This is a genomic window from Ahniella affigens (assembly GCF_003015185.1).
GTDB lineage: Bacteria > Pseudomonadota > Gammaproteobacteria > Xanthomonadales > Ahniellaceae > Ahniella > Ahniella affigens.
The window spans coordinates 3,970,100-3,994,816 of the sequence record NZ_CP027860.1 but is presented as its reverse complement, the minus strand read 5'-3'; the positions used below and the strand labels follow the sequence as shown (position 1 = coordinate 3,994,816).

Genomic DNA, 24,717 nt, shown 5'->3' with positions numbered 1-24,717 from the left:
CGCGTGCAGAACTGCGACGGTGGCGCGGAACCGTCCAGTCAGAGTCTCAGAATCGCCCTAAATCCGCGCGCGGCGTAATAGGACTGCACGCCGTTGTGGTAGGTGAACACTTGGCCATAACGGTAGTCACAGAACAAGGCGCCGCCGAGTTTGCGTACGCTGTCGGGCGTCTCGATCCAGCTCGACGTCTTCTGATCAAATGGACCGAAGCGCTGCAAGTCTCGATACTCGGCTTCGTTCAGCAGACGGACGCCCATAGACGCCGCAACACCCAGTGCGGAGCCTGCTGGCTTCGCTTCCTTGCGCGCAGCCAGTGCCGCGTCGTCATAGCACAGACTGCGCCGGCCCTCGGGACTTTCGGCGCAGCAGTCGACGAAACAGATTGTCTTCGCAGATGAATCGAAGGCCAGCACATCAGGTTCACCGCCGCTGGCTTCCATCCAGGCGAGCGCCGGCCAAGCCTTCGGTTTGGCCTCCAATCCCGCAAGGGCCTCGCCCCAAGTAAGTGTGGCGTGGCGCTTTGGGTTCGCCTCAAAGCGGGCTTTCAACGTCTTGGCCAAGGCTTGGATGTCGGCTGGTTTCATGATTCGGTCCTGACTGCGGAGAATGTCGATCATCGCGATTGTCGCGCTGGACGTTTGCGATGCAAGCGTCTGAAGTCCTATCGCTGACAAAGGAAGCGCTCCAATTCCAGAACGGATTGGAATCGCATCAGGACATCCTCACTGTTCCGGCGCAGAAGCTCAATGCTCAGGACACCCGGCTCCCGCTCGCGCAGCACCAGCACCCGTAAGTCCTCATGCACAGCAAGCAAGTCGCCTTCGAACTCATCGCCGCGCTTGCCGAGCCGACTCAAGTGACACGGCGCTTCGAACAAGTGCCAGCCAGGGTAGGGCTGGGTGGCATGGTGTCGGGTGAGAAATTGCGCGCAGTCCCAGAACGGATTGGCCGACGCTTTTGCAGCTGACTGCTCGCCCATGACCTGGCTCCTCGGACGCACGGTCCTGGAATCGGAAGTACCGATACCAGTCTACTCTGGATCCAATACCTGACCGACGCGAATCAGATTGCCATCGGAATCAACCAGCGCGAACTCAAGCATGCCCCAAGGCTTGGCGCTTAGGGCATCCAGCCTTGGGATGCCTTGGTTCGGTAGGTTGGCACGCTGAAAAGCCTGATACCAAGCCCTGGCGTCTTGGACGCGCAAGTAACAGCCGGCATCGGACTGTTCAGGTCTGAGATTTGGGTGTGCGAAGAAGTGCAGCTCGATATCGCCGCGGCACAACAGCGCGTAGTTCGCGTCAAAATCGTGCGCACCACCGGCAAATCCGAGACGCTGATAGAACGTGACGGTCTCTGCGATCACGCGGCTCGGCAGGATTGGAATGGCTTGATCGAGTGGCAGTGGCATTGGCGGCAGTCCAGATTCGAGCGGGTGTTTCGATTGATCGTCGTGCCGTGACCTGTGCTCAGTCTGAAGTCAACGATGGCACGAATTCTGGCAGTGCGTTGCGCAGTCGTTGCGCCCATTGTTGCGCCGCCAGCGGATCTGCTATCTGGAAACCGACCCACTCAAGGTGATTCGGGTCAAAACGCTCGAACAGTTCGAGGATGATCAATGTCGGCTCGAAATCGTTGGCAGCACTGACCGCTCTGATTGTGTCGATGTCGCAGGCGCCATCTTCGGCGAGCAGCATGGCGTCGTACACGTCTTTGGCGCGTTGATGCATATCCGAACCCAGCCAATAGAGCTTCCATGCGAGCGCCATCGGGCGATCAGCGGTCAGCATGGTGTAAGGATTCGGATCGTTTGGCATGGTGATCCGGGTGGGGACCGGTGCTCGGGGCAGGTGTTCGCCAAAAGTCAGATCAACTTGCACGCTGCCCCAGGGCAGCGGGTCGCGCTTCCAGAAAAAGGTCAGGCGCAGGCCGTCGACGCGGCAGTAGGTCCAGATGGTGTCGCGAGTGATTTGATCGGCCGCGAACCAGCCCGTGGATTGGGCGGTCTCGATCACAGCGGTGATGATGGTCTCGATCAATGCCTCGGCTTCATCCGAAACCCGCGCCATGGTCTTTGGCACAACGACAAAGTCGAGATCCTTGGGTGGTCGCGCCGCATCGCCGTACCAGGCGAGCATCAGCGCACTGCCGCGCAATACGAGGTGGTCGGCAGCGGCGCTCAGCGCGATGGCGCGGAGCACCAGATTCATGGCGTCCTGCTGTTGCCGCTGCCAGGCGGCTTGCTCCTCGGAGTCCGCAAAGGTCGGGGGCTCCAGCGTCAGTCCGCGCGGGAAATGTTGAAGCGCCGGGTCGTATACCGTTGCTCGCTTTTGTGCAGGAGCCAGCGTCTCGGCATAGGTCAGCGCACTTGGTTCGTGTTGCGGTGGTTCGTCAAAGTTCGCCTGCTGCCGAGATAGCGCAGGGCGTTGCGGCGACTCGGCAAAGACTGTCGACCAATCCACGCCCGCGTTCGTTCGGGTCGGACTAGTCTGCGCTTTTGGTCCAAACCAACGCTGCCACCAATTCATTGCAGCCATCCTTCATCAAGTCGAAGATTATCGTCGAAGAGCACCGCTTCGAATGTGCGGGATTCAATTTCCCAGCCGTCACCCGCCAGTACCGTCTCGAACGCAACAAAATGCGCCCCTGCCTGCCGGGGGTCGGTGTGTCGAAGGGTCACGAAACGCCGTTCGGAGTGGTCGTCGCGAGACGTTGTGTCTCGGGACCACGCGTTCCGGGACAAATGGGCGCCGTGAGCAGTGCTCAACGCCGACAGCCGAGGCCAGTCGGCCGGGCGGGCACGAATCTTGAAATGCGCTTCCGCGTAGCAGGCTGGTTGAATGCCGATCCGGGCGAGATCGACCTCGATCTTGACGCGAACGACCTCGAATCCAGCGTCGTTGAGGCGTTGGCTCAGGGACGCTGCATGCCGAAGGGTCTCCCCGAGGTCGCCGGCCTGACGCCAGGACAGCATGGGCTGAACCGGAAACGTGCCGCGTTCCAGTTCAATCAGGAGCAATTTGCAGTCGAACGCACTTGCCAATGTCCGCAGCCGGTCTTGTTGCCCGGGCGGCAGCCGCACCGTCAGGTGGGTTTCCGTTAGCATCGGCTCATGGTTGCTATTCACTGTGGCGTCGTGTTTTGACCATTTGCGGCGATTGAGCCTGGAATCGGCTGCGGGCGTCAATCTTCGCAGCATGATCGACGCACATTACCGGTGGCACCTACCGACCAACGCCCTCCATACGCCCGTATGGCCTGCTTCAAACGCTTGTTTGCAACTTGCAGGCAAGTTCGGCGAAATTCTGGACAAGTTCGGCGAGTCCGCGCACACTACACGGCCCTTCGTTGGAGTGGCTGTGGCCCGGATCGTCCTGCTCAATGGCCCAAACTTGAATTTGCTTGGCACGCGTGAGCCAGGTGTGTATGGGCGCACGGGTCTTGCCGAAATCGAGCAGCGCTGCGCGGCTATGGCCGCTGACGCCGGGTTCGAATTTTCGGCGTTGCAGAGCAACAGCGAATTGGCGCTTTTGGAGCGCATTCACGCCTGCCGGCAGGACGATACCCGCCTGATCGTGATCAATCCGGCCGCGTTCACGCATCAGAGCGTCGCGCTCCGCGACGCGCTGGCGGCCGTGGCGATTCCGTTCATCGAAGTTCATTTGTCGAACCCCAAGGCGCGGGAGATGTTCCGGCACCACTCGCTGTTTTCTGATCTGGCCATCGGGGTCATTTCAGGTTTTGGGGCAGAAGGGTACGAATTTGCAATGACGGCTGCGATCCGGCGCCTTCGCGTTGCAAGCTGACGAGTGGTCTTTTTGACCAGTCGGCAGGCAAAGCAGACAACAACAAGCACCATCGGTCGCACGCGTCACGGCTGCGACCCAGAACAACATCAATAGGAGTTCATCGTGGATCTGCGCAAAATCAAGAAACTGATCGACCTGCTCGAAGAATCGGATCTGACCGAAATCGAGATCAAGGAAGGTGAGGAAACGATCCGGTTGTCGCGGGCAAGCAAGGGCGGCGTGATCTCGGTACCGCAGCACGTTCCGGCGCCGGTGACGCATGTGCACGTTGAGCAGCGACCGTCGGCGCCGGCGCATCATGCCCCAAGCCAGGATGCGCACCACCACGGTGGCGGCGGTGGCCGCGAATTGCCCGATGGCCATGTCGTCCGCGCCCCGATGGTCGGCACGTTTTACGGCTCACCGAGCCCCGAAGCCCCGCCGTTCGTCAAAGTGGGTCAACAGGTCAAGGCTGGCGACGTGCTCGGCATCATCGAAGCGATGAAAATGTTCAATCAGATCGAAGCGGACGTTTCCGGCACGATCTCGGCGGTGCTGTGCTCGAGCGGGCATCCGGTCGAGTTCGACGAACCGATGTTTGTCATCTCCTAAGGCGCGACCATGCTCGACAAAGTAGTCATTGCAAATCGCGGCGAGATCGCGCTCCGCATTCTGCGCGCGTGTCATGCGCTCGGGATCAAGACGGTGGCCGTGCACTCCACGGTCGATCGGAACCTAAAGCACGTCGGTATGGCTGATGAGTCGGTTTGTATCGGACCCGCGCCCGCTGCCGAGAGCTATCTCAATGTCCCGCGCATCATTTCGGCGGCTGAGGTCACCGACGCTGAGGCGATCCACCCCGGCTATGGCTTTCTCAGCGAGAACGCCGATTTTGCCGAGCGCGTCGAAGGCTCCGGCTTCGTGTTCATTGGCCCGACGGCCGACGTCATTCGCCTGATGGGCGACAAGGTCGAAGCGATCAAGGCCATGAAGGCAGCCGGCGTGCCGTGCGTGCCGGGCTCGGGTGGTCCGCTTGGTGACCATCCGGAAGAAAATGCCCGGATCGCCCGCGAGATTGGCTACCCGGTCATCGTCAAGGCCGCAGGCGGCGGTGGCGGTCGCGGCATGCGCGTCGTGCACACCGAACTCGCGCTGCACAACGCGATCACGACGACGCGCGCCGAGGCCAAAGCGGCGTTCAACAACGACATGGTCTACATGGAGAAGTTCTTAGAGAACCCACGCCATGTCGAGATCCAAGTGCTGGCCGATGGTCAGGGCAATGCGATTCACCTCGGTGAGCGCGATTGCTCGATGCAGCGCCGACATCAGAAGGTGGTCGAGGAGGCGCCTGCGCCGGGCATCACGCCCGAATTGCGCGCCAAGATCGGCCAGATCTGCGTCGACGCTTGTCTGCGTATCGGTTACCGCGGTGCTGGCACATTCGAGTTCCTGTTCCAGGACGGCGAGTTCTATTTCATTGAAATGAACACGCGCATTCAGGTGGAACATCCGGTGACCGAATTGATCACGGGCGTGGACTTGGTGCGCGAGCAGTTGCTGATTGCCGGTGGCGAAAAGCTGTCGCTGAAGCAGAGCGACATCAAGTTCAATGGTCATGCGATCGAGTGCCGCATCAACGCCGAAGACCCGGACAACTTCATGCCGAGCCCGGGCCTGATCAAGCGCTTCCATGCGCCAGGTGGGCCAGGGGTGCGGGTCGACACGCACATCTACGACGGGTACCGGATTCCGCCGAATTACGACTCGATGATCGGCAAACTCATCGTACACGGCGCTGATCGCGCCCAGGCCATTGCTCGCATGCGCGTGGCACTGGCCGAAATGGTGGTCGATGGCATCAAGACCAATGTGCCGCTGCAAAGCAGGATCATGGCGGATGCCGGGTTCCAGGCAGGCGGGCAGAACATCCACTATCTGGAAAAGCGTATTGCAGAGCGCAAGGACAAGCCGATCGGGCTGTAGTCCGGTATGGCTCCAATTACGCTTTCTCGAGTCTGCGCCGGTGGCATGCTCGAACAAAGCCCGGTAAAACAGTCAACAGCCAGGTCGGCGGCGCGTCCTGCCGCTGACCCAGCCCAATGAGCTTTCGCACCGTGCTTTGTCTAACATCGAGGTGTCCGGGATGGGTGCCTTGTGACCAACGGATCGACCCTGAAGCAGGCTGGTTTTACGAACCCGGCCGCCCAGTGGTTCGGTCCTTCATTCATTGAAATCACCGATGCATGCAGACATGAACTGGATCGAAATCAGCTTTGACGTGCGGAGCGATGGATTGTCGCGAGTCGAGCAGGCGCTGGAAGACTTGGGCGCCGTCAGCGTGACCTTGCTCGATGCCGAGGATCACCCCATTCTGGAGCCGGGGGTTGGCGAAACGCCGGTCTGGCCGATGACAACGGTGCGCGCGTTGTTTGATCAACAAACCGACCAGCGTGGCTTGTTTGGTGCGCTGCAGATCATGATCCCGTGGCTGACGCCGCAGCGCCTGACAATCGCCGAGGTGCCCGATCAGGAATGGACGCGGGTCTGGATGGATCAATTCAAACCCATGTCCTTTGGCCAGCGCTTGTGGGTGTATCCGTCTGACCACGAAGCGCCCGCAGACCCGGATCGCGTCGTGGTTCGTCTCGACCCGGGTCTCGCTTTCGGCTCGGGCACGCACCAAACCACAGCGCTTTGCCTACGCTGGCTCGATCAAGCTGACCTCGCCGGCAAGCGCGTGCTCGATTTTGGCTGCGGTTCGGGCATTCTGGCGATTGCCGCGCTCAAATTGGGTGCCGCTTCAGCAGTCGCGATCGACAACGACCCGCAGGCACTCATTGCTTCCGCCGAAAACGCCGCGCGCAACGATTGCGTCGAGCGCTTGCAGGTCTTCATGCCCGACGCAGCGCCTTCGGCCAGCTATCCGATCGTGCTCGCCAACATTCTGGCCAAAAGCTTGATTGAGCTCTGCGCCGGCATTACGGCGGCCACCGAGCCTGGCGGCACGATTGTGTTGTCCGGCATCCTGCATGATCAGGCGGACGATGTCATTGCCGCTTATACTGCGGACTTCGAACAGTTCGAGGTCGCTCGCGACGAGGACTGGGTCCGCATTACTGCCCGCCGCCATGTACACGCAATGCCCTGAATGCCTGACTATTTTCCGGATCGGCGCCGCAACGGTGGCGCAGGCCCGGGCGCGGGCGCGTTGTGGCGTGTGTCGGGTCGAATTCGACATGTTGCACGCGCTGGCTGATCAGCTGCCGGCGGATCCCGGCGCGTTGCTGCCTCAGCATCACGGTGGTGCTTTGCCCTTGTTGGAAGTCCCGTTGACGCGGACCCGGCTCGGGCAGCGCGATCTGTTCGCTGATAACCGTGAGCGCTCTGCGGCACCGCCCGCTTTTGTCCAGACCAAAGGCCACAGCGCCGGCGGTCGACGCAATTGGCCGTGGTACCTGGGGGCGGTGGCCATGCTGCTGATTGCCGTGGGGCAGATCGGTTTTGCATATCGCGAAACCTTGGCCCAGGACGCGCGCGTGCGGCCGTATCTGGATTCGTTGTGCGCGAAGGTGGATTGCCTGTTGCCGCCGCGACGCGAGGTCGAACAATTAGCCCTTGTGGCGCGCGATGTCCGCCCGCATCCGAGCGTGCCAGGCGCGCTGATGATCAGTGCGACGGTGCTGAACAAGGCCGAATTCACCCAGCCGTTTCCGATTGTCGAGGTCGTGATGTCCGATCTCGAAGATCGGAAAATTGCGATGCGTCGCTTCCAGCCGCAGGACTACGTGGACAGCTTGCCGGTTATTGCGCGCGGCATGCCGACACGTGCGAGCAGTACGATGAATTTCGAAGTGCTCGACCCAGGCAAGAATGCGGTTGCGTTTGAGTTCCGGTTTCGCTGAGAGATTGGTTCGGGCATGAAGGCCCTCCAACAACTAGCGAATTTGTGGGAGCGGCTTCAGCCGCGAACGGGGATGCCGCAAGATTGGTTCGGGCCTGAAGGCCCTCCAACAACTAGCGAATTTGTGGGAGCGGCTTCAGCCGCGAACGGGGATGCCGCAAGATTGGTTCGGGCCTGAAGGCCCTCCAACAACTAGCGAATTTGTGGGAGCGGCTTCAGCCGCGAACGGGGATGCCGCAAGATTGGTTCGGGCCTGAAGGCCCTCCAACAACTAGCGAATTTGTGGGAGCGGCTTCAGCCGCGAACGGGGATGCCGCAAGATTGGTTCGGGCCTGAAGGCACTCCAACAACTAGCGAATTTGTGGGAGCGGCTTCAGCCGCGAACGGGGATGCCGCAAGATTGGTTCGGGCATGAAGGCCCTCCTACAACCAGCGAATTTGTGGGAGCGGCTTCAGCCGCGAACGGGGATGCCGCAAGGTTGGTTCGGGCCTGATGAAGGCCCGCCAAAAGCCGACCCATGACTCACCGTTAGGCCATCGCCTCAGCCACGTAGGCCCGGGCCTCATCCACACCGGTTGGTGCCGTCGCCGAAAAAAGCTGCACACTGATCCGTTCTGCTTGATCTGACAGCGCTTTGCGCACAGCCTGCAGCGTATTGCCACCTGCGCCGCGGCCCAATTTGTCGGCCTTGGTCAGCAGAATTCGCACCGGCAGGCCACGGAGGCCGGCAAAGTCGAGCATCATCAGATCAAAATCGGTCAGGGGATGGCGAATATCCATCGCAATGATCAACGCCCGGAGCGAGTTCCGGGTCTCGAAGTACTCGGTGATCGCCCGACCCCAGGCCTCGCGCAAGGCGGGCGGAACTTTGGCGTAACCGTAACCGGGCAAGTCGATCAGGCGCCGTTCGCCCGGCAGCTGAAAGACAACCAGATGCTGGGTCCGGCCGGGGGTTTTGGATACGCGGGCGAGTTGGTTGATGCCGGAAATGGTGTTGAGCGCGCTGGACTTGCCGGCGTTCGAGCGACCCGCAAATGCGACCTCGGCCCCAAAATCAGCGGGCAGGCCTTTGGGCTCGGGGACACTTTTCAGGAAACTGGCCTGGCGTAGCCAGCGTTCGATTTCTTTCTGGTTCATCCAGGCAGTGTGAAAGCAAAGCGCACGGCCGGCAAGGGGCGGGTGGGCAGGGATTGTTCACGCCATTCAGCCAGCGGGGTCGGGCGATTCGGATGACCGGAGCCTGCCGGATCAGCTAAACTCGCCCGGTTCGACAGGTCGGCGGACCTGTCTCTGACTTTCTCATTTTGTTCCTGGAGCTCGAACCATGCGTTTTGGCCTTGCCCTTTGTTCCGTGCTGTCGCTTGCGACCCAGTTCGCTCTGGCGCAGGATACGGCGACCGCGACCGCCCCAGCTGCTGCAACCGAAGCAGCCGCTCCTGCTGAAACCGCGCCGCCACCAGCCCCGGTCGATCCGATGGCGGCGGTGGCCGCTGGCTTTGCCGAACTCGCCAATGCCAATCCGGGCGACGCCGCTGCAGGCGGAGGCAAAGCCGCCGTGTGCGGCGCGTGCCATGGCCTCGATGGCAATTCGACCGATGCCCAGTACCCAAAGCTCGCTGGCCAGCACGAGGGCTACATCGCGCGGCAGCTGACTCTGTTCAAAACCGGCGCCCGCCCGAACCCGATCATGCTGCCGTTTGCGTCAGCGCTGAGTGCCCAGGACATGCGCGACATTGGCGCGCACTTCGCGAAGTCGAGTGCCACATCCGGCAAGGCCGATGACAGTGTCATTCAGAACGAATACTCGCCGAACAACGGCAAGCGCGTCGTCAATGTCGGCGAGACCATCTACCGTGGCGGCGCCAAAGACCGCAGCATTCCGGCCTGTATGGCGTGCCATGGTCCGAGTGGTCGCGGCATTCCGGGGCCGACTTACCCGTCGCTGGCGGGTCAGCATTCAGGCTATACGGCCAACGTGCTGAACCTCTTCAAGGCCACGGCGCCGAGCGATCCGGCGCTGAAGGACCCGAATTACGCCATCATGGCGGACATTGCCGCCCGCCTGACCGATGAAGAAATTCTCGCCGTGGCCAGCTATATCCAGGGTCTCCATACGGCCGCTGCGGGCGAACACCTCGAAGCCGCACAGGCCAGCGCCGCGGCGCAGCCCTGATCGGCGTCGCCCAGGCACCGTTCGGCGCACTGCCGAATCGTCCTGGCGATTCGTTCAGGAAGTGCCGGAACTTTGCTGGATACTGAGGCCTCAAAGTTCCGTGCCACCAAATGGTGGCCAGGATGGGCAGCAAAAGACTGCCCGCCTCTTAGACCAAAGCCCTACTGTCGGAGATATTCATGTTTGCTCGCGCTCTTCTGCTGATTGCCGGTCTCGCTGCTGGTTCCGCCGTCCTCGCCCAGCCTGTGCCCTACCAGGAAGGCACGCATTACTTCCGTGTCGATCCGGCGCAACCGACCACGGCTCCGGCCGACAAAGTCGAAGTGATCGAAGTGTTCAGCTACGCCTGCATTCATTGCGCACATTTCGAACCGATCGTTGCCGAATGGAAAAAGACGGCCCCGGCGAGCATCCAGTTTTCCTACATGCCAGCCGTGTTCAACCCAACCTGGGAAGTGTTCGCGCGCGCTTTCTATGCAGCCGAAGTCTTGGGGATCCAGAAGCAGTCGCATGAAGCTCTCTTCAAGGCCATTCACGAAGAGAAGCGTCCCTTCCGCTCGGGAGAAGACGTGGCCAAGTTCTACACGGCTTACGGCAAGACCGACGCCCAGTTCCTGGATGCGATGAAGAGCTTCGGTGTCGAAATGAAGCTGAATCGCGCCGTCCAGCAAGTGCCGAAGTACGGCGTCGATGGCACCCCGACCGTCATCGTGGCGGGCAAGTACCGTGTGACCGGCGGTTCGGCCGGCAGCATGGAGAAGATCTTCGACGTCGTGAAGTTTCTGGTCGACAAGGAACTCGCCGAGCGCGCCGCAAAACCGGCCGCGAAGTCTTGATGGCTTCTGCGCACCAATGACCCAAAAAAACGCCGGCCAGCCGGCGTTTTTTTTTGAGCGGCCGCAGCGCAATTGTGCGCTCCCAAGAGTCGCCAAGCCTGCCTGACTGTCGAAAAGCGCCATCCCTGGACCGCTTCCCCAATGAACGGTTCGAGAGGTTCCCGAAAGTGCTGCAGCGCGTAGCGCCGAACGCGCTGGCGCAAATCCGGCTATTGGAGACGCCAATTCCGGCCCACTGATCCGGTCATCGCGGGCGATGCCAAATCGGGCGCGCGGTGATTGACTGCTCAATATCGATCGGGGCCCGCAGTCGCGCCTGGATCGAATCGGGTGTGTCACGTCAGTCCGGGCTGTCAGCGACACCGTTGGATCACTGGGTGAAGGTCGTTGTCTTATTGGGAGGCGCCATGCGCGCGAGAAGTCCGGCATTATCAATGCTGCTGCCAGCAGTTCTGTTGCTCACCGGTTCCGCAGTTCAGGCTGCACCGTTGTTCCGCCTGGAACCGTCCGCGTCCGAGAAATCTGCGACGCATTCTGTGCCCCGATCGGTGGGGGTTATTCGAGAAACTCCGGTCCGGGTGGACCACCAACTCGTGTCGCACGCGACGACGTCATTCGAATTTCCACTACCGGATGGCCGGCATTTCAGGGCGGCCCAAAACTATTTCCGGCAGTACCAATCGGACTGGGTCGTTTGGGCCGGCGACGTTCGCGACGTCAGCCAGTCTGCTGATGGTTCGACCATCGGCACGCTGATGCTCAGCGTGTATCAAGGCCGGGTCTCGGGGGTGGCTCATATTGGCGACACCGATTATTCCCTGCTGCCTGAATTCGGATCGAACCTGGGGCGCTTGCAGACCATGGGGCACGGGTCCGCAGTGGCCAATTGTCCCGTGGCCGACCACGTCGATGCGCTGCCGTCCACGGCGCCCCAAGCGCCCTTTTTGTCGACGCGCAAGTCCCTCGGCGAATGCCTGCCGGCCGGAACGTTGCCAACGCAGCACGTCATCGACGTGATGAGCCTTTACACGCGCGACTTTCTGATCAGTGCGCCAGCGGAAGCGCAGGTGCAAAGCTTCATCACGACAGCCATCGCCAACGCCAACCTCATCTTTGCGCGGAGCCGCGTGCCGACCGAGTATCGCCTCGTGCATATGGGGCCGCTGCCGCCATCATCATTGCAGCTCAATCTCGCACCCGAGACGCAGGGCAATGACGACAACAAGGCGATCTCCAAGGCGCTCGAATGGATGAACGATCAGCCAGCCGAGCTGACGAGTTTGCGCAACGCGTATGGCGCCGATTTGGTGTCGTTGTTCATCCCGTCAGTCATCGACACCGTCAACGATCGCTGCGGCCGTGCCAACCTGCCTGTGCTGATCTCTGGAACCGAGAAAATTCGTCGGTTGTCAGGCGTCTATGAGCCGTTCAACGGTCGTGCGTTTACGGCGCAGGAAGTGGACTGCGGCCAGACCGACTACACCTATGCGCACGAGCATGGGCACAACTTCGGGATGAGCCACACGGGCTCGGATGCCAATCTCATCTACAGCTATGGTTCGGGCCATGTGCTGAATCCGGGCGAGAAGGGGAGCGTCGCCACCGTCATGGGTTGCGTATTGAACGGCACGAATGTGCCGAATGGCGTGTGTCAGCGCATCGCCAATTTCTCGGACCCCAATGTCTGTCATGACGGTGTGCCAACGGGAACCGAAACCGCCAAGAATGCTGAAGTAGCGCGCCTGCGCTCGCCGGGCTATGCGGCAATGCGCGCCACCGTGACCAATGCAACCCCCAATCTCACGATCAGTGCGCCAACCGATGGCGCGGTTGTCGGGACCGGGCAGAGCCTGACTTTGGTCGCGTCGGCGACGGATCCCGGAGCGCCTGATCTGACGCCGTTCATCACGTGGCGGTCTGATCGCGAACCCATTTACGCGCAAGGATCGCCTGTAACCATCGCATTGCAGGTTGCCGGTCAACACGTGTTGACGGCAACCATCACCGACTCGGGCAACAAACGCGTCGAACGCTCGGTGCGCGTTGTGGTGCAGGGTGGGCCGCCAGAGATCCGGTTGACTCAGGCGGGTATCGACTACCTCGACGGATCGACCTATGTCTATCCGACGCTTGCGGTCGATGCGTTGCCTTACACCCGCGTGTTTTCGATCTGCAATACCGGTTCAAGCGGCCTCACGCTGGCCAATACGCAATTGGTCAGTGGCGCCAATTTCACCCAACTTGGGCAGCCCGCTTCGTTGCTCGCGCCAGGCGTCTGCACCAGCCTCAGCATCCAGTTCCAGGCCAGCCAACCTGGAACGTTCACAGGCTCCTTGCAGATCGCCAACAACGACAGCAACGAGAACCCGTACGACGTGGCGCTGTCCGCCACTGCCGCACCAAGCAACGTGCAACTCGTCGCCAGCTATGTGCCAAGTTTGGGTGGTGCGCGCACGACCTACGCGTCATCCAGCACCAATGCGCCGAGCTTCGACTACTACTTTGATCCGAATCAGGGCCGATTCGAGGAGCGCCCCGGTGCGCCGTGCCATGCTGGCATCACCAACCCGAATTACTTGCGCGTACGCCTCGGTGGCAGCGTTCTGAACACGGGCGGAATCTCCGGCTGCACGTTCCAGGCATCGTGGGATAGCGTGCCTTACACGTGCTCGGTGGATTTGGTCAATGCGCTCAATTCGGGGCAGGAGTTCATCATCAATACGGATGATGCCAATCAGGACTTGACGACGTGCGCCGAACATCGGGATCCGCAATACCACGTCCGGCAAAACCAAGTGCATTGGCTACAAGTGAACTTCGATGTGGGTCCGCGCACCTATGTGAGACGCGTGACCTTCAAGCGCAAGACCAATGTGATCCGCGCTGTGGCGGTCGCCGATACGTATGTCACCGAAGGGGCTGTTTCCGAGAACAACGCAGCGCAGAGCTACGTGCAGGTGCGTGGTGGCAGTGGCACCCAGAGGTTTGGGTTCATGCGCTTTGCCGGCAGCTCGGCAGGTGTTGGTGTGTCGGTCCGCTCCGCGCAATTGCGATTGATGGCAATCGGGATGCCCATGACGCAACTATCGGTTCGCGCTCAGGTATCGAATGCGCCTTGGGTTGACGGCGTACTCGCGTTCAGCAACTGGAACACGATCACGGGCGGCGACACCGGCAGTATCAGCTCGGCCGCAAATCTCGCTGCTAACCGAACGGTTGGCTTCGATGTGAGCGGCTCGGTCAATACCGTTTATCCATCCTGGGCCTATGTGTTTCGCGCGACAACGTCCGATACGCGCGACCTGCGCTGGATCGGCAGCGCCGAAAACGGAACATCGACTGCCGGTGCATTGGAATCGCGGCCGGTGCTGCACATCACGACTGAATAGTGGTTGATCAAGGCATGCGGACGATTGGAATCGTTGCTTGCCGGTTGGTGCGAGGGTCTGAACGCGGCGGCTCGTTGCGTTCAGACACTCGCGTGCAAGGCCATTACGGCGACGCGATGGGGATTCAGCCTAAACGGCACGCGTAGAAAAGGGCGGGCGGTACGTTCAATGTGGGCGTGTACGGGCTGTTTCGCGTGCGGTAACCGCGAGCGTTGGCTGCGCCACCCGCGGCATCCGATGACTATTGACAAGCCTATTGACGGTTGCTAATTGTTTCGCCCAGAACTTGGGTGTTTTGAACTGTTTGTCTGTACGCCGCTTCGTCCGTAAGTCGCTTTCCCAAATCCATCCTGCCTTGTTGACCGAGCGCGATTAACGATCCGCGGTCGGCTGGTGATGCGTCGTGGCAAGCGGCTCAGTTTTGGCTTAGTCGAGGGAACATCGCGATGACCATTCCAACCAATCCCACACCGCCGTATCCGGAGTACACTGACGCCGTGCTCAATGCCCCGGCGAACTACGGCATCCTGGAACAGTTGTTCGGTACGTGGGTCAATGTGGACCCGAAAACCAACATCAACAACCTGGGGCTGCACACCACCTGCATGCCGTCGCCCGGCACGAACACCGAAACCATTTTTGGCATCTTCCACTTTCTGTGCGAGAACTACGTTGAAGAGCTGACGTTCGCCCCAGTCGCTGGCGGCGTGCGCAATCGCGGCGGCACGAACGAGCAGTTCAATGGTGCCGTGGAGTACCGTCAAAGCATTCAGCGCGCGAGCGATGGGGTGGGCCTGCACGAGGAAGTCGGTATGTATCTCTGGGTCGACCAGATGTACAACCACGCTGCAACCGAGCAATCGGTGATCGAGGACAACGGTTACCCTGGCATTGCAATTGGTGCGGGCGCGAATGGCCCGAACTTCGTCCCCCCCTATGCCATTGCCCGTAGCGGCACGATTCCGCACGGCAGCTCGGTCATGCTGACCGGCAGCTTCGCGCAGGATGTGACGGGTAAACCGCCGTTTCCGACGGGTACCGACAGCTGGACTGATCCGTTCACCCAGCCCTGGCCCGCCATTCAAGTCGCGAATGCGCCGAACCTGCCGTCGTCACCGCTCGCCATTTCGCCAAGCATGGGCGCAAGCGCGTTGCTCACGCCACCAGACGGTGGCCCCGCTGTGCCACTGAACCTTGATGAGCCGCCACCTGCCTGGGCCTTTGACAAGTCGCTGCCGGTGACCCAACCGGATAGCAATCTCACCTACTTCCAACGCATCGTTGCGCATCCAAACTATCCAGCGTCCGTCCGCCCGGATCTGCGTCTGCGCGATGCGATCAAGGATCAGAACATCTCCAAATACACGCTGATCCAGCTGACCACCAAGCATGACGGCGGTCCACAAGGTGGCATTCTGAATACCCCGTTCGTGCAACGATTCGCCAACGTCACCGAAGTCACGCTGAACATGTGGCTCGAAACCGTGGTCGAAGCGGATGGCACCGAGGTACTGCAACTCCAATACGAACAGATCATCTTCTTCGAATTCATGTTCGGCTCGAATGGCCAAACCACACGATGGCCGCATATTCAGGTGAATACGTTGCGGAAGCAGACGTGAGCAACGGCGGTGCGTCGTTGCGTAATGCGCAATAAGCGCAGCGCATTGCGCCGAAGGTTGTCGCTCGAAGTCTCGTGGTTGTATCGGGGTGGTATGAGCGTGGTTTGATCGCGACAATCTCACCTGATCGCGGGCTTGCGGCGCAATGCGCCTCGCTTATTGCGCCCTAGGTTCGCGTTGTCTGGCCGAACGTAAGCAAACCGATACTGAGCATCGTCAATATCATCAGTAGCAACCCGCCGAGGTTCTGAACCGGCACGGCGCGCGGTGCTGGTAGTGGGCCCATGGTGTAGGTCGCGCTGCTCATAAAGCCTAATGCATCGGTCACGGTGATCGTGAAATTGGCGGTGGTGGCTAAACTTGGGGTGCCGCTGAGTAGTCCATTCGAACTAAGGCTAAGGCCGGCAGGCAAAGTGCCGGCGCTTACGGCGAACGCATAGGGCGTGGTGCCACCGGTGGCGCTGAGTTGCTGGTTGTAGGGCATCGACACCACGCCATTCGGCAATATTGCGGGACCAATACTGATCGTTGGCGCCGTAATTGCGAGTGTGTACGTTTGCGTGATCGTTGCAGCGGTGCCGCTCGTGCTATCGGTCGCTCGAATGCTGAAGTTGAAGTTGCCAGCGACGGTCGGGATGCCACTTAACACGCCGGTCGTTGTGTTGAGCGCGAGGCCACTGGGCACTGCGCCTGCGACGGGCGAATACGTGTACGGCCCAACGCCACCGCTCGCCGCGAACGTCTGGCTGTATGCAGTGCCGCCAACGCCGGCAGGCAACGCGCCGGCCGTCGGGGTCAGGGACAACGTGGGCACGCCAATGACTAGTGTGTAGACGCCGGTAACCGTGCCGGCAATGCCAAGGGTGCTATCGGTCGCGGTGACGCTGACGTTGAACGAGCCGGATTGCGTCGGTGTGCCGCTAAACGTGTGCGTCATGGCGTCAAACGTGATGCCGGTCGGCAACACGCCACTTGGCGTGACCGTGTACGGCGCAACGCCACCGGTAATCGCAATTGATTGATTGTAGGCAACGCCGGCGGTGCCGTTCGGTAAGTTCGATGGGTTCAGCGTCAACGTCGGTGGCGACACGTTTAGCGCAAAGGTCTGAAGGACGGTAAAGGGCCCGTTGCCCGTGCTGCTGTCGGTCGCTGAGACATTGAGGTTGAAGGTGCCCGCTTCGGACGGTGTGCCCGAGATCGTCACCGTGTTCGACGTGGTACCGGTGATCGCCACACCAGCCGGTAGGGTGCTCACCTGGTAACTGCTCCAGGGCGGCGCGCCGCCACCGAACGTAAACGTCTGGTTGTATGGCGTACCAGCAGTGGCCGTAAAGCCGCCGCTCGGCGTGATCGTTACGATGGGATCGGCCACGGTCACATTGACCGTGGCTGGTAACGATGTGCCCGCGCTATTGCTTGCGGTGTACGTAAAGCTGTCGCTCCCAGCAAACCCGACTGTGGGTTGATACGTCATCGTGATACCAGCGGCGTTCGCCGTGCCATGACTCGGCCCCGTGGCAACGGCAACCGACGTCGCGGCGCCGCCGGTAATGTTTAGCGGCACATTGGTCGTTGCGGCGTCATAGGGCACGGTGATCGTTAGGGCATTCGCGATCGTAGGCACATCGACTACGGCGATGCTGTACGTTTGCATCACGCTGTAAGGTCCCGTCCCCGTACTGTCGTCGGTTGCGGTGACGCTGAAGTTCGTTGTGCCCAGCGCATTGGGGTTGCCTGTGATGGCGCCGGTCAGTGCATCCAGAGTCAGGCCTCCCGGTAGTGCGCCATTCGTGACGGCGTACTGGTACGGCGCCGTGCCGCCCGTCGCGGGTGCAATCGCCGCCGAATAGCTCTGGCCCAACACGCCACCGGCCAAGTTGGTGACGGGCAGGGTGAGCATTGGGGGATCGATGGCAAACGTGTAGACACGACTGCCCGTGTACGGGCCTGGAGCCGGGCTGCCATCGGTCGCGGCAACGGTGATCGTGAAGCTGCCACCGGCCGTCGGGGTGCCGCTCAGCAAACCACCTGGCGATAACGTCAAGCCGGCTGGCAACGCGCCGACTGTCACGGCAAACAGATAGGGCCCGCTGCCGCCGTTGGCCGTCAGCAACTGGTTGTATGGCGTTGCGACCATGCCGTTCGGCAAAGTGGCCGGATTCACGGTGATCGGCACATCATCGTTGCTGATCGTGGCGACGCCTTGGCTATCGGTAATAGTTGCGTTGACTGCACCAGACAGATTGACGAAGAACGTTTCGTTTGCCTCGGGCAGCGTCTCGCCGATCACGGGTACTGAAACGTTCTGACTCGTTTGCCCGGGCGCAAACATCAGCGTGCCGCTGGTGTTGGTGTAATCCGACGGTTCCGCGGCGGTGCCGTCGGCGGTGCTGTAAGTGACCGAGACCGTCTGGCCGCTGGCCATGGAGAGGTTGACGGCAAACACCGCATTGGTCGCGCCACCATTGCCCTCGGTGATGATCACATCGCTGATCGTCACGCTAGGTGGCAACTCGTTGGTAACCGTGCACACAATGTTTGCGCCCGCAGCGGTCGCCGCAGGATCGAGCGTCACGGCATTGCCGAGTAGCGATGCCGCGCCGCCGCTGCCGAGGCCCGTGCAACTCGCAGCCACCAAGGTGAAGCCTGGCGGCGCGGATTGACTGATCGAAGTTGCCGTTCCGGCTGAGACCAGCGTTTGCGTGGCACCCGCCACGCCCGCGCCGGACACGGTCGTTGTGATCGTCTGATTCACCCAGCCATTGGTTCCGGCAAACGTAAAGGCGCCCACGCCGCCGTTGCTGATGACAACGAGGGTGACGGTTGGCAGCTTCGTAAACGTCGTCGTGCAGCTAATCGTGGCCCCAGGCGCTGTGGCCGCGCTATTAAGACTGATCGTATTGCCCACCAGATTCGCAGTGCCGCCAGAACCCATGCCGGTGCACGAGGCGCCCACCAGCACATAACCGGGTGGCAGATTTGCGGTAATCGCCGTGCTCGTCCCGGGCGATGCCAGAACTTGCGTGGCGCCCGCGACGCCAACGCCCGGGATGGTGGTGGTAATGGTCTGGCCGCTCCAACCGTTAGTGCCTGCGAACACAAACGACCCAACGCCACCATTGCTGATCGCCGTCAGCGTCAGCGTCGGCTGCTTCGCTACTATGAAGGTGCAGCTGATGTTGGCGCCAGCTGCAGTCGCTGCGGCGTTGAGTGTCAGCGAATTTCCAACCAGTGTTGCGGTGCCGCCCGAACCCATGCCCGTGCATGATGCGCCCGACAGCAGATACCCGATCGGGGTGCCGGCGGTGATCGTGGACGCGACGCCTGGGCTCGAAAGAACCTGGGACGCGCCCGAGACCCCGACGCCTGGCGTGGTGGTGGTAATGGTCTGATTGGCCCAGCCGTTGGTGCCCGTGAACAAGAACGACCCGACGCCGCCATTGCTGATGGCAGTCAGCGTGAGCGTTGGCAGCCTCGTGAACGTCAGCGTGCAACCGATCACGGCACCAAACGCCGTGGCGGCGGTGTCGAGCGTCAGCGTGTTGCCCGCGAGAATGGCGGAACCCCCGGTGCCCATGCCATTACAGGCTGCGCCGGTCAGCAGAAACCCGGGTGGGGCGGATGCGGTAATCGACGTGCTCACCCCGGCGGCCGCAAGGGTCTGCGGCGTACCGGGCGTCGAGACGCCTGCGGTCGTGGTCACAATCGTCTGTGTTGTCCAACCGTTGTTGCCGGTGAACACAAAACTGCCAACACCGCCGTTGCTGATGGCGGCCACCGTCAGAACGGGTAGGCCGCCTTTGCCAAAGGTCGTCGCGGGTGTGCTGGCGATGGATAGTGCCGACCAGAGGGTAGACAGCGCCAGCCAGACAAACCAAAGCCAACGGTAAGTGTGGGAACCAGTTTGGTTGCCAAAAGGCAAAGGCATGCACTTCTTTCCTGTCATTGGCCCGTTGATGGCAGATCAATTCGGGTGCTGTACGGATCGCTCGATTACAACAGGAACCGGACGGTGGCGGAAGGCGCAGCCCGGTGGGCGACCTCGAGACTACTCGCTGCTTCTTGCGATGGGGGTCTTTAACTGCGTCGTCCGAGTCGTCGTCATTCCGGCCGCTGGCCAGCGGCTTCCCGCGTAGCGAGTCCGGATACATGTCTGACTCAGTGCGCATCTGGAAGTCCAAAATGGGTTTGCAGACGCGTCCGGCATGCGGCCAACCCCGACCGAGTCATTCGCGCTACTTGCTCGGACTTCGATCGTTTTCGACCGACCCCGAATTCAAGTGCGACTGCATTGGCCCAGACCTTTCCAAAGGGAGTTCACCTGGCGGTCCGTAGGACCTGAAATCAAGCGTCCTGGCGGCTCCGTTCGACGATTTGGGGCGAGGGCGGCCGCCAGTCGTGGCTGCACGTGCCACAACTACGGCGATCCCGTTGAGGATGGTCTGCATGAGTCCAACCTGGACTTTCAGACCCGCACGACGTCCGGCGCATAGCCTGCCCCAGCGACGTCGGGGGCCCGGACGCAATGCTCAAGAATCAACCACTTGCACGCTTGATTCTGGGCCGGCCAGCCATCGTCCGCACTGCCGATGAACTTGTTCAGGGACGCCTTAAATTCGGCGTGGTTTGGCGATGGCCACTTAATACGGGTGCGCCCGCGCGTTCATAACGGTTCTTGTTGCCGGTGTCGGGCTCAGACCTTAGACTGAGAAGACTCACGCGGGAGATGTCGGTCATGGGTCGTATTGGGAAATGGGTATTTGTGACAGTGGTTTGTACTGGGATTCCTGCACTGGCTGTGGCGCAGGCTGAGACATCCGGGTTGCAACGACAGGGTGGGGTTGGTGCTTACACGGATGAGTCCACGCCACCGGAGGTGCTGCGAACTTCCTCCTTGCCGTATCGTGGCAAGGCCATCGCATTTGCGGAGACGCAACCGGTCAGGGATTGGCCTGCGCCGCCGATCGCCAAGCCGGCGGTCGAGGTTCAAAACTACGTCGAGCTGATTGAAATCAAGAACGCCGATCATCTGAATCCGTTTGTGCCGGGTGCCGGCGCTGGCGCGTCTGCGTTTTTCACTGATCCACTGCTGCGCTTGAATGTCCACCATGCGCCGCTGGCGATGCCGTCGCCGTCGTTGGTGTTCGCAGGCCCGAGCGGTGATGATCGCTTCGCGCTATTCGGCAATCGTGTGACGCCACCTGATACCCAAGGCGATGTCGGTATCGCTCACTATGTCAGCATGGTCAATGGGCCGATCGGTATTTACAACAAGACGACCGGTGCCCTCTCGGTGCCACAGTTCAAACTCAGCACCCTGTTCTCGAGCCTGCCTCCCGGCAATTTGTGCCGAACCAACGACGATGGCGACCCGATTGTGCTGTTCGACCCACTCGCACAGCGTTGGGTGGTGTCGCAGTTTGCGCTAGCGAGCACGTCCTCACCACCTTGGTTTGAATGCATCGCGGTATCGAAAACCAGCGACCCAACGGGTGCCTGGTACGTCTGGGGCTTCCAGACCCCTGATAACGGCGGTTTTCCGGACTATCCGAAGATGGGCGTCTGGACCGATGCTTACTACATGACCACCCACCAAAACGGCTTTTTGGCACCGCCTTCGGCAGCCGGTCGCGGGACCGGGTTTTTTGCCTTTGATCGCAACAAGATGCTTGCCGGCGACCCGAATGCAACCTACATCTACTTTGATCGTCCGACGCCGGGTGAGGGCGGCATCATTCCGTCCGACATCGACGGGATGAACCCGCCACCACCGGGCAACGCAGCGACGATGATTCGCTACACGGCAGACGAATTTGGAGGCAGTTTCATCGATGGTGTTTTGCCGTATCAATTCGTCCCTGATTTTACAAGCCCAGCAAACTCGACGCTTACCGTGCTGCCAGCCGTTGCGGTTGCAGCCTTCGATGCTCGTCAGCCTTCCGGTCGCACCGACATTGAGCAGCCGGCACCTGCTACGGCCGCGAACAATCTGGACGCGCTGAACGATCGTGCGATGTTCCGAGTGTCTTATCGCAACCTGGGTACGATTGCCGCGCCAATCAACTCTTACACCATGGCTTGGGGTGTCAATGTCAGTGGTGTGAACCCGACGGGGGCCCTGCAATTTACGTCCGGTGTTCGTTGGGTCGAGTTGCGTCGCGACGGCGCCGGGGTGTTTTCAGTTCGCGACCAGGGTACGCATGCGGCGTCGAATATTGATGGTGCCACGGGCACCAATTACTGGATGCCCCATATTGCACAAGATGCGCAGGGCAATGTGGCCTTGGGTTACTCCGAATCGTCCACGACGACTTTCCCAACCATTTCCTGGGCAGGTCGCACTGGTAGCTCGCCAGCTAGCACCTTGAACGAAGGTTCGGCCACCATGTTTGCTGGCACGGGTATACAGAACTCCACCTCGTCGCGCTGGGGCGACTACTCGTCGATGAGTATCGATCCGGTTGACGATTGCACGTTCTATTACCACACCGAAACCCGTCTCGCCGCAGCTAACGCATCGTCAGGTGCGTGGTCGACTCAGGTCGGTGCATTCAAGTTCCCGACTTGTACGTCCAACCTGACCCGCGGCACTCTAACCGTGAATGTGACCGCTTGCTCTGGCGGTGCGCCGGTTCCGAACGCGATCGTCAATGCTGGCAACGGTTATGTCGCCGGCACGAACGCGAGCGGGCAGGCAATCTTGACCATGGTCACCGGCAACTACACTGTTGTGGGCAACATCACAAATGCGGGCAGTACGCCTGCCAACGTCACGATCACCGATGGTGGCAATGCGATTCTGAATATTTGTCTGACCGGCCAGCCAGTCGTGCAGTCCAATTCGTTCACGGTGACCGCAGAGAGCTTCAATCCGCCGAACGGCGCGATCGATCCGGGAGAAACGGTAACGGTCGATATCCCTGTCACCAATAACGGTCTGGGTGATGCCACCGACATCGTCGGCACGCTGCAGGCAACTGGTGGCGTGACTGCTCCTGGTGCAGCACAAAGCTATGGCGCTTTGACAGTTGGCGGCAGTGCAACCCGATCATTCACGTTTACCGCCAGCCCATCTTTGGCTTGCGGCAACCGTGTCACGATGACCGTGCAATTTGCCGATGGCCCTTTGAACCTTGGCAATCGAACCTATGTCGCGACAACGGGTGTTGTCACAGGTTCATCGACGCAAACGGTCAGCTACACTGGTCCTGCCGTGACCGTACCGGACAACAATCTGACGGGCGTCAATATCACCTTGCCGGTCAGCGGCCTCACGGGTTCGATTACGGATCTTAATTTCCGGTTCGATCAGGCGCCTTCTGGCACGTGCGATGCGACGCTCGCCAACGCGAACAGCGCGATGGATCATACATTTGTCGGCGATTTGATCTTCAAGTTGACTGCGCCAAGCGGTGCCAACGTCAGCGTCATGCAAAATCGTGGTGGTACGCGTGAGAACATCTGCCAGACCCTGCTTGATGACGACAACGGCTTCCCGGCGCTGTCCACCCTCAGCAATACCTCAGGCCAAACAGTGTCCGGCAACTTTGCACCTGACGCACCGTTGTCTGTGTTCGATACGCTGGATCCGAACGGCAACTGGGTCTTGAATGTGGTCGACAACGCAAATGCTGACACGGGCTCCATGCGGCGATTCTCGATCGTCATGGACCTTGAACAGCGGACTTGCGTTGGCGCGCTTGCTGATGGCCTATTTGCCAACGGCTTCGAGAACTAAGTCGGCTCAAGATACGGTCTGAGTCGACTCGGGCGACGATGGCCCGATCAGAGTCAAGCACGCGAGTGCTTGACTCTGAAGCGCAAAAGGAAGACGGGGTGCGTCGTACCGACTGTAGCTCGCGTGGCGCAAACGCCCCATGGCTGAAATGGTCGGAAACGTCTGACAAAAACGCATCAACTCAAATGAGCTCGGCGCCAGCAGGCGCCGGGCGAACGAACCTGCACCGAGCCTACGGCCCTGATCGTTACCCGCAGACAAGATCCGGGTTCGGGGTGGGCAATCTTGCCCGAGCGTTAACCTGGGGGATTTAGCCCCAATCCTCTTGCGGCCAGAATGCGTTAGACCCCAGAGTCCGCTATGCGGTTTCCGGGATCGCGACAAGCGTCATGGTCTTCGCCCCACTCGGTTCGAATCAACCGTTTCGGGTCGAAGCACTGCGCGGCCATTGGGCGATCAGGTCTTCCAGCGATACCCAACGCCGTGAATGGTGTCGATCTCATCGAAGCTTGGGTCGACGGCGATGAATTTCTTGCGAATGCGTTTGATGTGCGACGTGATGGTCGCATCATCGACCACAACTTGCGCATCGCGCATCAGTTGATCGCGCGTTTTCACGTGACCCGGGTTGCGCGCCATTGTGTGGACCATCCAGAACTCAGTCACGGTCAATGGCACATCCTGGCCTTTCCAACTGACGCGCATGCGCTCGGGCGCGATCGCGAGTTCGCCTTGATTGAGCATGGCCTCAGCCCCTTGCGGGCGGCGCAGCGCGTCGATGCGGCGGAACAGGGTATTGATGCGCGCGGTCAGATGCGGCAGCGAGACGTCTTTCGTCAGATAGTCGTCCGCGCCAAGCCGGAGGCCTGAGATCACATCGAAATCGGAATCGCGTGCGGTCAGAAAAATAATCGGCAGCGTCGGCGACAGCTGACGCAGCGCACGGCACAGTTCGAAGCCGCCTTCGGGCTCGTCGCCCAAGCCGATATCGATCAGCACCAGATCGGGCAGTCGACCCGCAAACGCACTCTGCGCATCCGGGCGTGATGCGAACGTCTGCACTTCAAAGCCGAGACGACGGAGCGCGTCCGCGTAATTGGCACGGATGGCGGGTTCATCTTCAACGATGGCGATCTGTCTGGCCATGATTCCACTCCACAAACTTGCTGCTGACGGTCGAAAACGCGCCACTCGGGAGGGTCTGAACACGTCCAATCTGGACGTTCAGACCCGCATTGCCCCTGAACTTGCTCAGAGGCTCCGAAG

At 60.7% G+C, this 24,717-nt stretch carries 18 protein-coding genes and 1 pseudogene; 11 read left to right on the top strand and 8 right to left on the bottom strand.

What is annotated here, in order from left to right; genetic code table 11:
* Positions 1-38: 38 nt before the first annotated feature.
* The 5 genes from C7S18_RS15340 to C7S18_RS15320 all read right to left on the bottom strand — a co-directional run bounded on the left by C7S18_RS15340 (position 39) and on the right by C7S18_RS15320 (position 3,106).
* On the bottom strand, positions 39-584 hold the full coding sequence (locus C7S18_RS15340) for a DUF4256 domain-containing protein (protein WP_106894056.1): 546 nt from the start codon (positions 582-584) through the stop codon (positions 39-41).
* Positions 585-661: 77 nt separating this feature from the next.
* Positions 662-979 (bottom strand): hypothetical protein, encoded by a 318-nt coding sequence (locus tag C7S18_RS15335; RefSeq protein WP_106892393.1) that lies wholly within the window; start codon positions 977-979, stop codon positions 662-664.
* A 51-nt stretch (positions 980-1,030) separates the two neighbouring features.
* Positions 1,031-1,411, bottom strand: coding sequence for a bleomycin resistance protein (locus tag C7S18_RS15330; protein ID WP_106892392.1), 381 nt, complete (start codon positions 1,409-1,411; stop codon positions 1,031-1,033).
* A 58-nt stretch (positions 1,412-1,469) separates the two neighbouring features.
* Entirely contained in the window at positions 1,470-2,528 is a 1,059-nt protein-coding gene (locus tag C7S18_RS15325; RefSeq protein WP_170113291.1) for a nucleotidyl transferase AbiEii/AbiGii toxin family protein, read from the bottom strand.
* Positions 2,525-3,106 (bottom strand): hypothetical protein, encoded by a 582-nt coding sequence (locus C7S18_RS15320; RefSeq protein WP_146151944.1) that lies wholly within the window; start codon positions 3,104-3,106, stop codon positions 2,525-2,527. Before C7S18_RS15320 ends, C7S18_RS15325 begins: the two co-directional genes overlap by 4 nt.
* 253 nt (positions 3,107-3,359) lie before the next feature.
* On the opposite strand from C7S18_RS15320, the gene aroQ reads away from it, so the two are divergent.
* The 6 genes and pseudogenes from aroQ (at position 3,360) to C7S18_RS15295 (ending at position 7,693) form a co-directional block, all read left to right on the top strand.
* Complete coding sequence (gene aroQ / locus C7S18_RS15315; RefSeq protein WP_106894055.1) at positions 3,360-3,806, top strand: type II 3-dehydroquinate dehydratase; 447 nt, start codon at positions 3,360-3,362, stop codon at positions 3,804-3,806.
* A 105-nt stretch (positions 3,807-3,911) separates the two neighbouring features.
* On the top strand, positions 3,912-4,400 hold the full coding sequence (gene accB / locus C7S18_RS15310) for an acetyl-CoA carboxylase biotin carboxyl carrier protein (protein ID WP_106892389.1): 489 nt from the start codon (positions 3,912-3,914) through the stop codon (positions 4,398-4,400).
* Between the two features lie 9 nt (positions 4,401-4,409).
* Positions 4,410-5,774 (top strand): acetyl-CoA carboxylase biotin carboxylase subunit, encoded by a 1,365-nt coding sequence (accC, locus tag C7S18_RS15305; RefSeq protein ID WP_106892388.1) that lies wholly within the window; start codon positions 4,410-4,412, stop codon positions 5,772-5,774.
* Between the two features lie 268 nt (positions 5,775-6,042).
* Complete coding sequence (gene prmA / locus C7S18_RS15300) at positions 6,043-6,939, top strand: 50S ribosomal protein L11 methyltransferase (RefSeq protein ID WP_106894054.1); 897 nt, start codon at positions 6,043-6,045, stop codon at positions 6,937-6,939.
* Positions 6,920-6,976 (top strand): annotated as a pseudogene (locus C7S18_RS25390) (MJ0042-type zinc finger domain-containing protein); the annotation flags it as partial. The gene prmA and the pseudogene C7S18_RS25390, both read left to right, overlap by 20 nt.
* A gap of 51 nt (positions 6,977-7,027) precedes the next feature.
* Positions 7,028-7,693: a DUF3426 domain-containing protein gene (locus C7S18_RS15295; RefSeq protein WP_240623910.1), complete on the top strand. Its 666-nt coding sequence runs from the start codon at positions 7,028-7,030 to the stop codon at positions 7,691-7,693.
* A gap of 528 nt (positions 7,694-8,221) precedes the next feature.
* Here C7S18_RS15295 and yihA read toward each other — a convergent pair.
* Positions 8,222-8,830, bottom strand: coding sequence for a ribosome biogenesis GTP-binding protein YihA/YsxC (gene yihA / locus C7S18_RS15290; protein WP_106892386.1), 609 nt, complete (start codon positions 8,828-8,830; stop codon positions 8,222-8,224).
* Between the two features lie 187 nt (positions 8,831-9,017).
* Between yihA and C7S18_RS15285 the strand changes: the two genes are divergently transcribed.
* From C7S18_RS15285 to C7S18_RS15270, 4 genes are all read left to right on the top strand, one after another.
* Entirely contained in the window at positions 9,018-9,866 is an 849-nt protein-coding gene (locus C7S18_RS15285; RefSeq protein WP_106892385.1) for a c-type cytochrome, read from the top strand.
* Positions 9,867-10,045: 179 nt separating this feature from the next.
* The gene (locus C7S18_RS15280) at positions 10,046-10,702 is read left to right on the top strand and encodes a thiol:disulfide interchange protein DsbA/DsbL (protein WP_106892384.1); all 657 of its coding nucleotides are present in this window, start codon (positions 10,046-10,048) and stop codon (positions 10,700-10,702) included.
* Positions 10,703-11,295: 593 nt separating this feature from the next.
* Complete coding sequence (locus C7S18_RS15275) at positions 11,296-14,091, top strand: zinc-dependent metalloprotease family protein (RefSeq protein ID WP_170113290.1); 2,796 nt, start codon at positions 11,296-11,298, stop codon at positions 14,089-14,091.
* A gap of 446 nt (positions 14,092-14,537) precedes the next feature.
* Positions 14,538-15,713, top strand: a complete 1,176-nt coding sequence (locus C7S18_RS15270; RefSeq protein ID WP_106892382.1) for a peroxidase, FMP-type — start codon at positions 14,538-14,540, stop codon at positions 15,711-15,713.
* A gap of 166 nt (positions 15,714-15,879) precedes the next feature.
* On the opposite strand, the gene C7S18_RS15265 is transcribed toward C7S18_RS15270, so the two are convergent.
* Entirely contained in the window at positions 15,880-19,641 is a 3,762-nt protein-coding gene (locus tag C7S18_RS15265; RefSeq protein ID WP_170113289.1) for a beta strand repeat-containing protein, read from the bottom strand.
* Between the two features lie 807 nt (positions 19,642-20,448).
* Between C7S18_RS15265 and C7S18_RS15260 the strand changes: the two genes are divergently transcribed.
* On the top strand, positions 20,449-23,451 hold the full coding sequence (locus tag C7S18_RS15260) for a proprotein convertase P-domain-containing protein (RefSeq protein WP_170113288.1): 3,003 nt from the start codon (positions 20,449-20,451) through the stop codon (positions 23,449-23,451).
* A gap of 456 nt (positions 23,452-23,907) precedes the next feature.
* Here the strand turns inward: C7S18_RS15260 and pdsR are convergent, their stop codons facing one another.
* Positions 23,908-24,597: a proteobacterial dedicated sortase system response regulator gene (gene pdsR / locus C7S18_RS15255; protein ID WP_106892379.1), complete on the bottom strand. Its 690-nt coding sequence runs from the start codon at positions 24,595-24,597 to the stop codon at positions 23,908-23,910.
* Positions 24,598-24,717 lie beyond the last annotated feature (120 nt).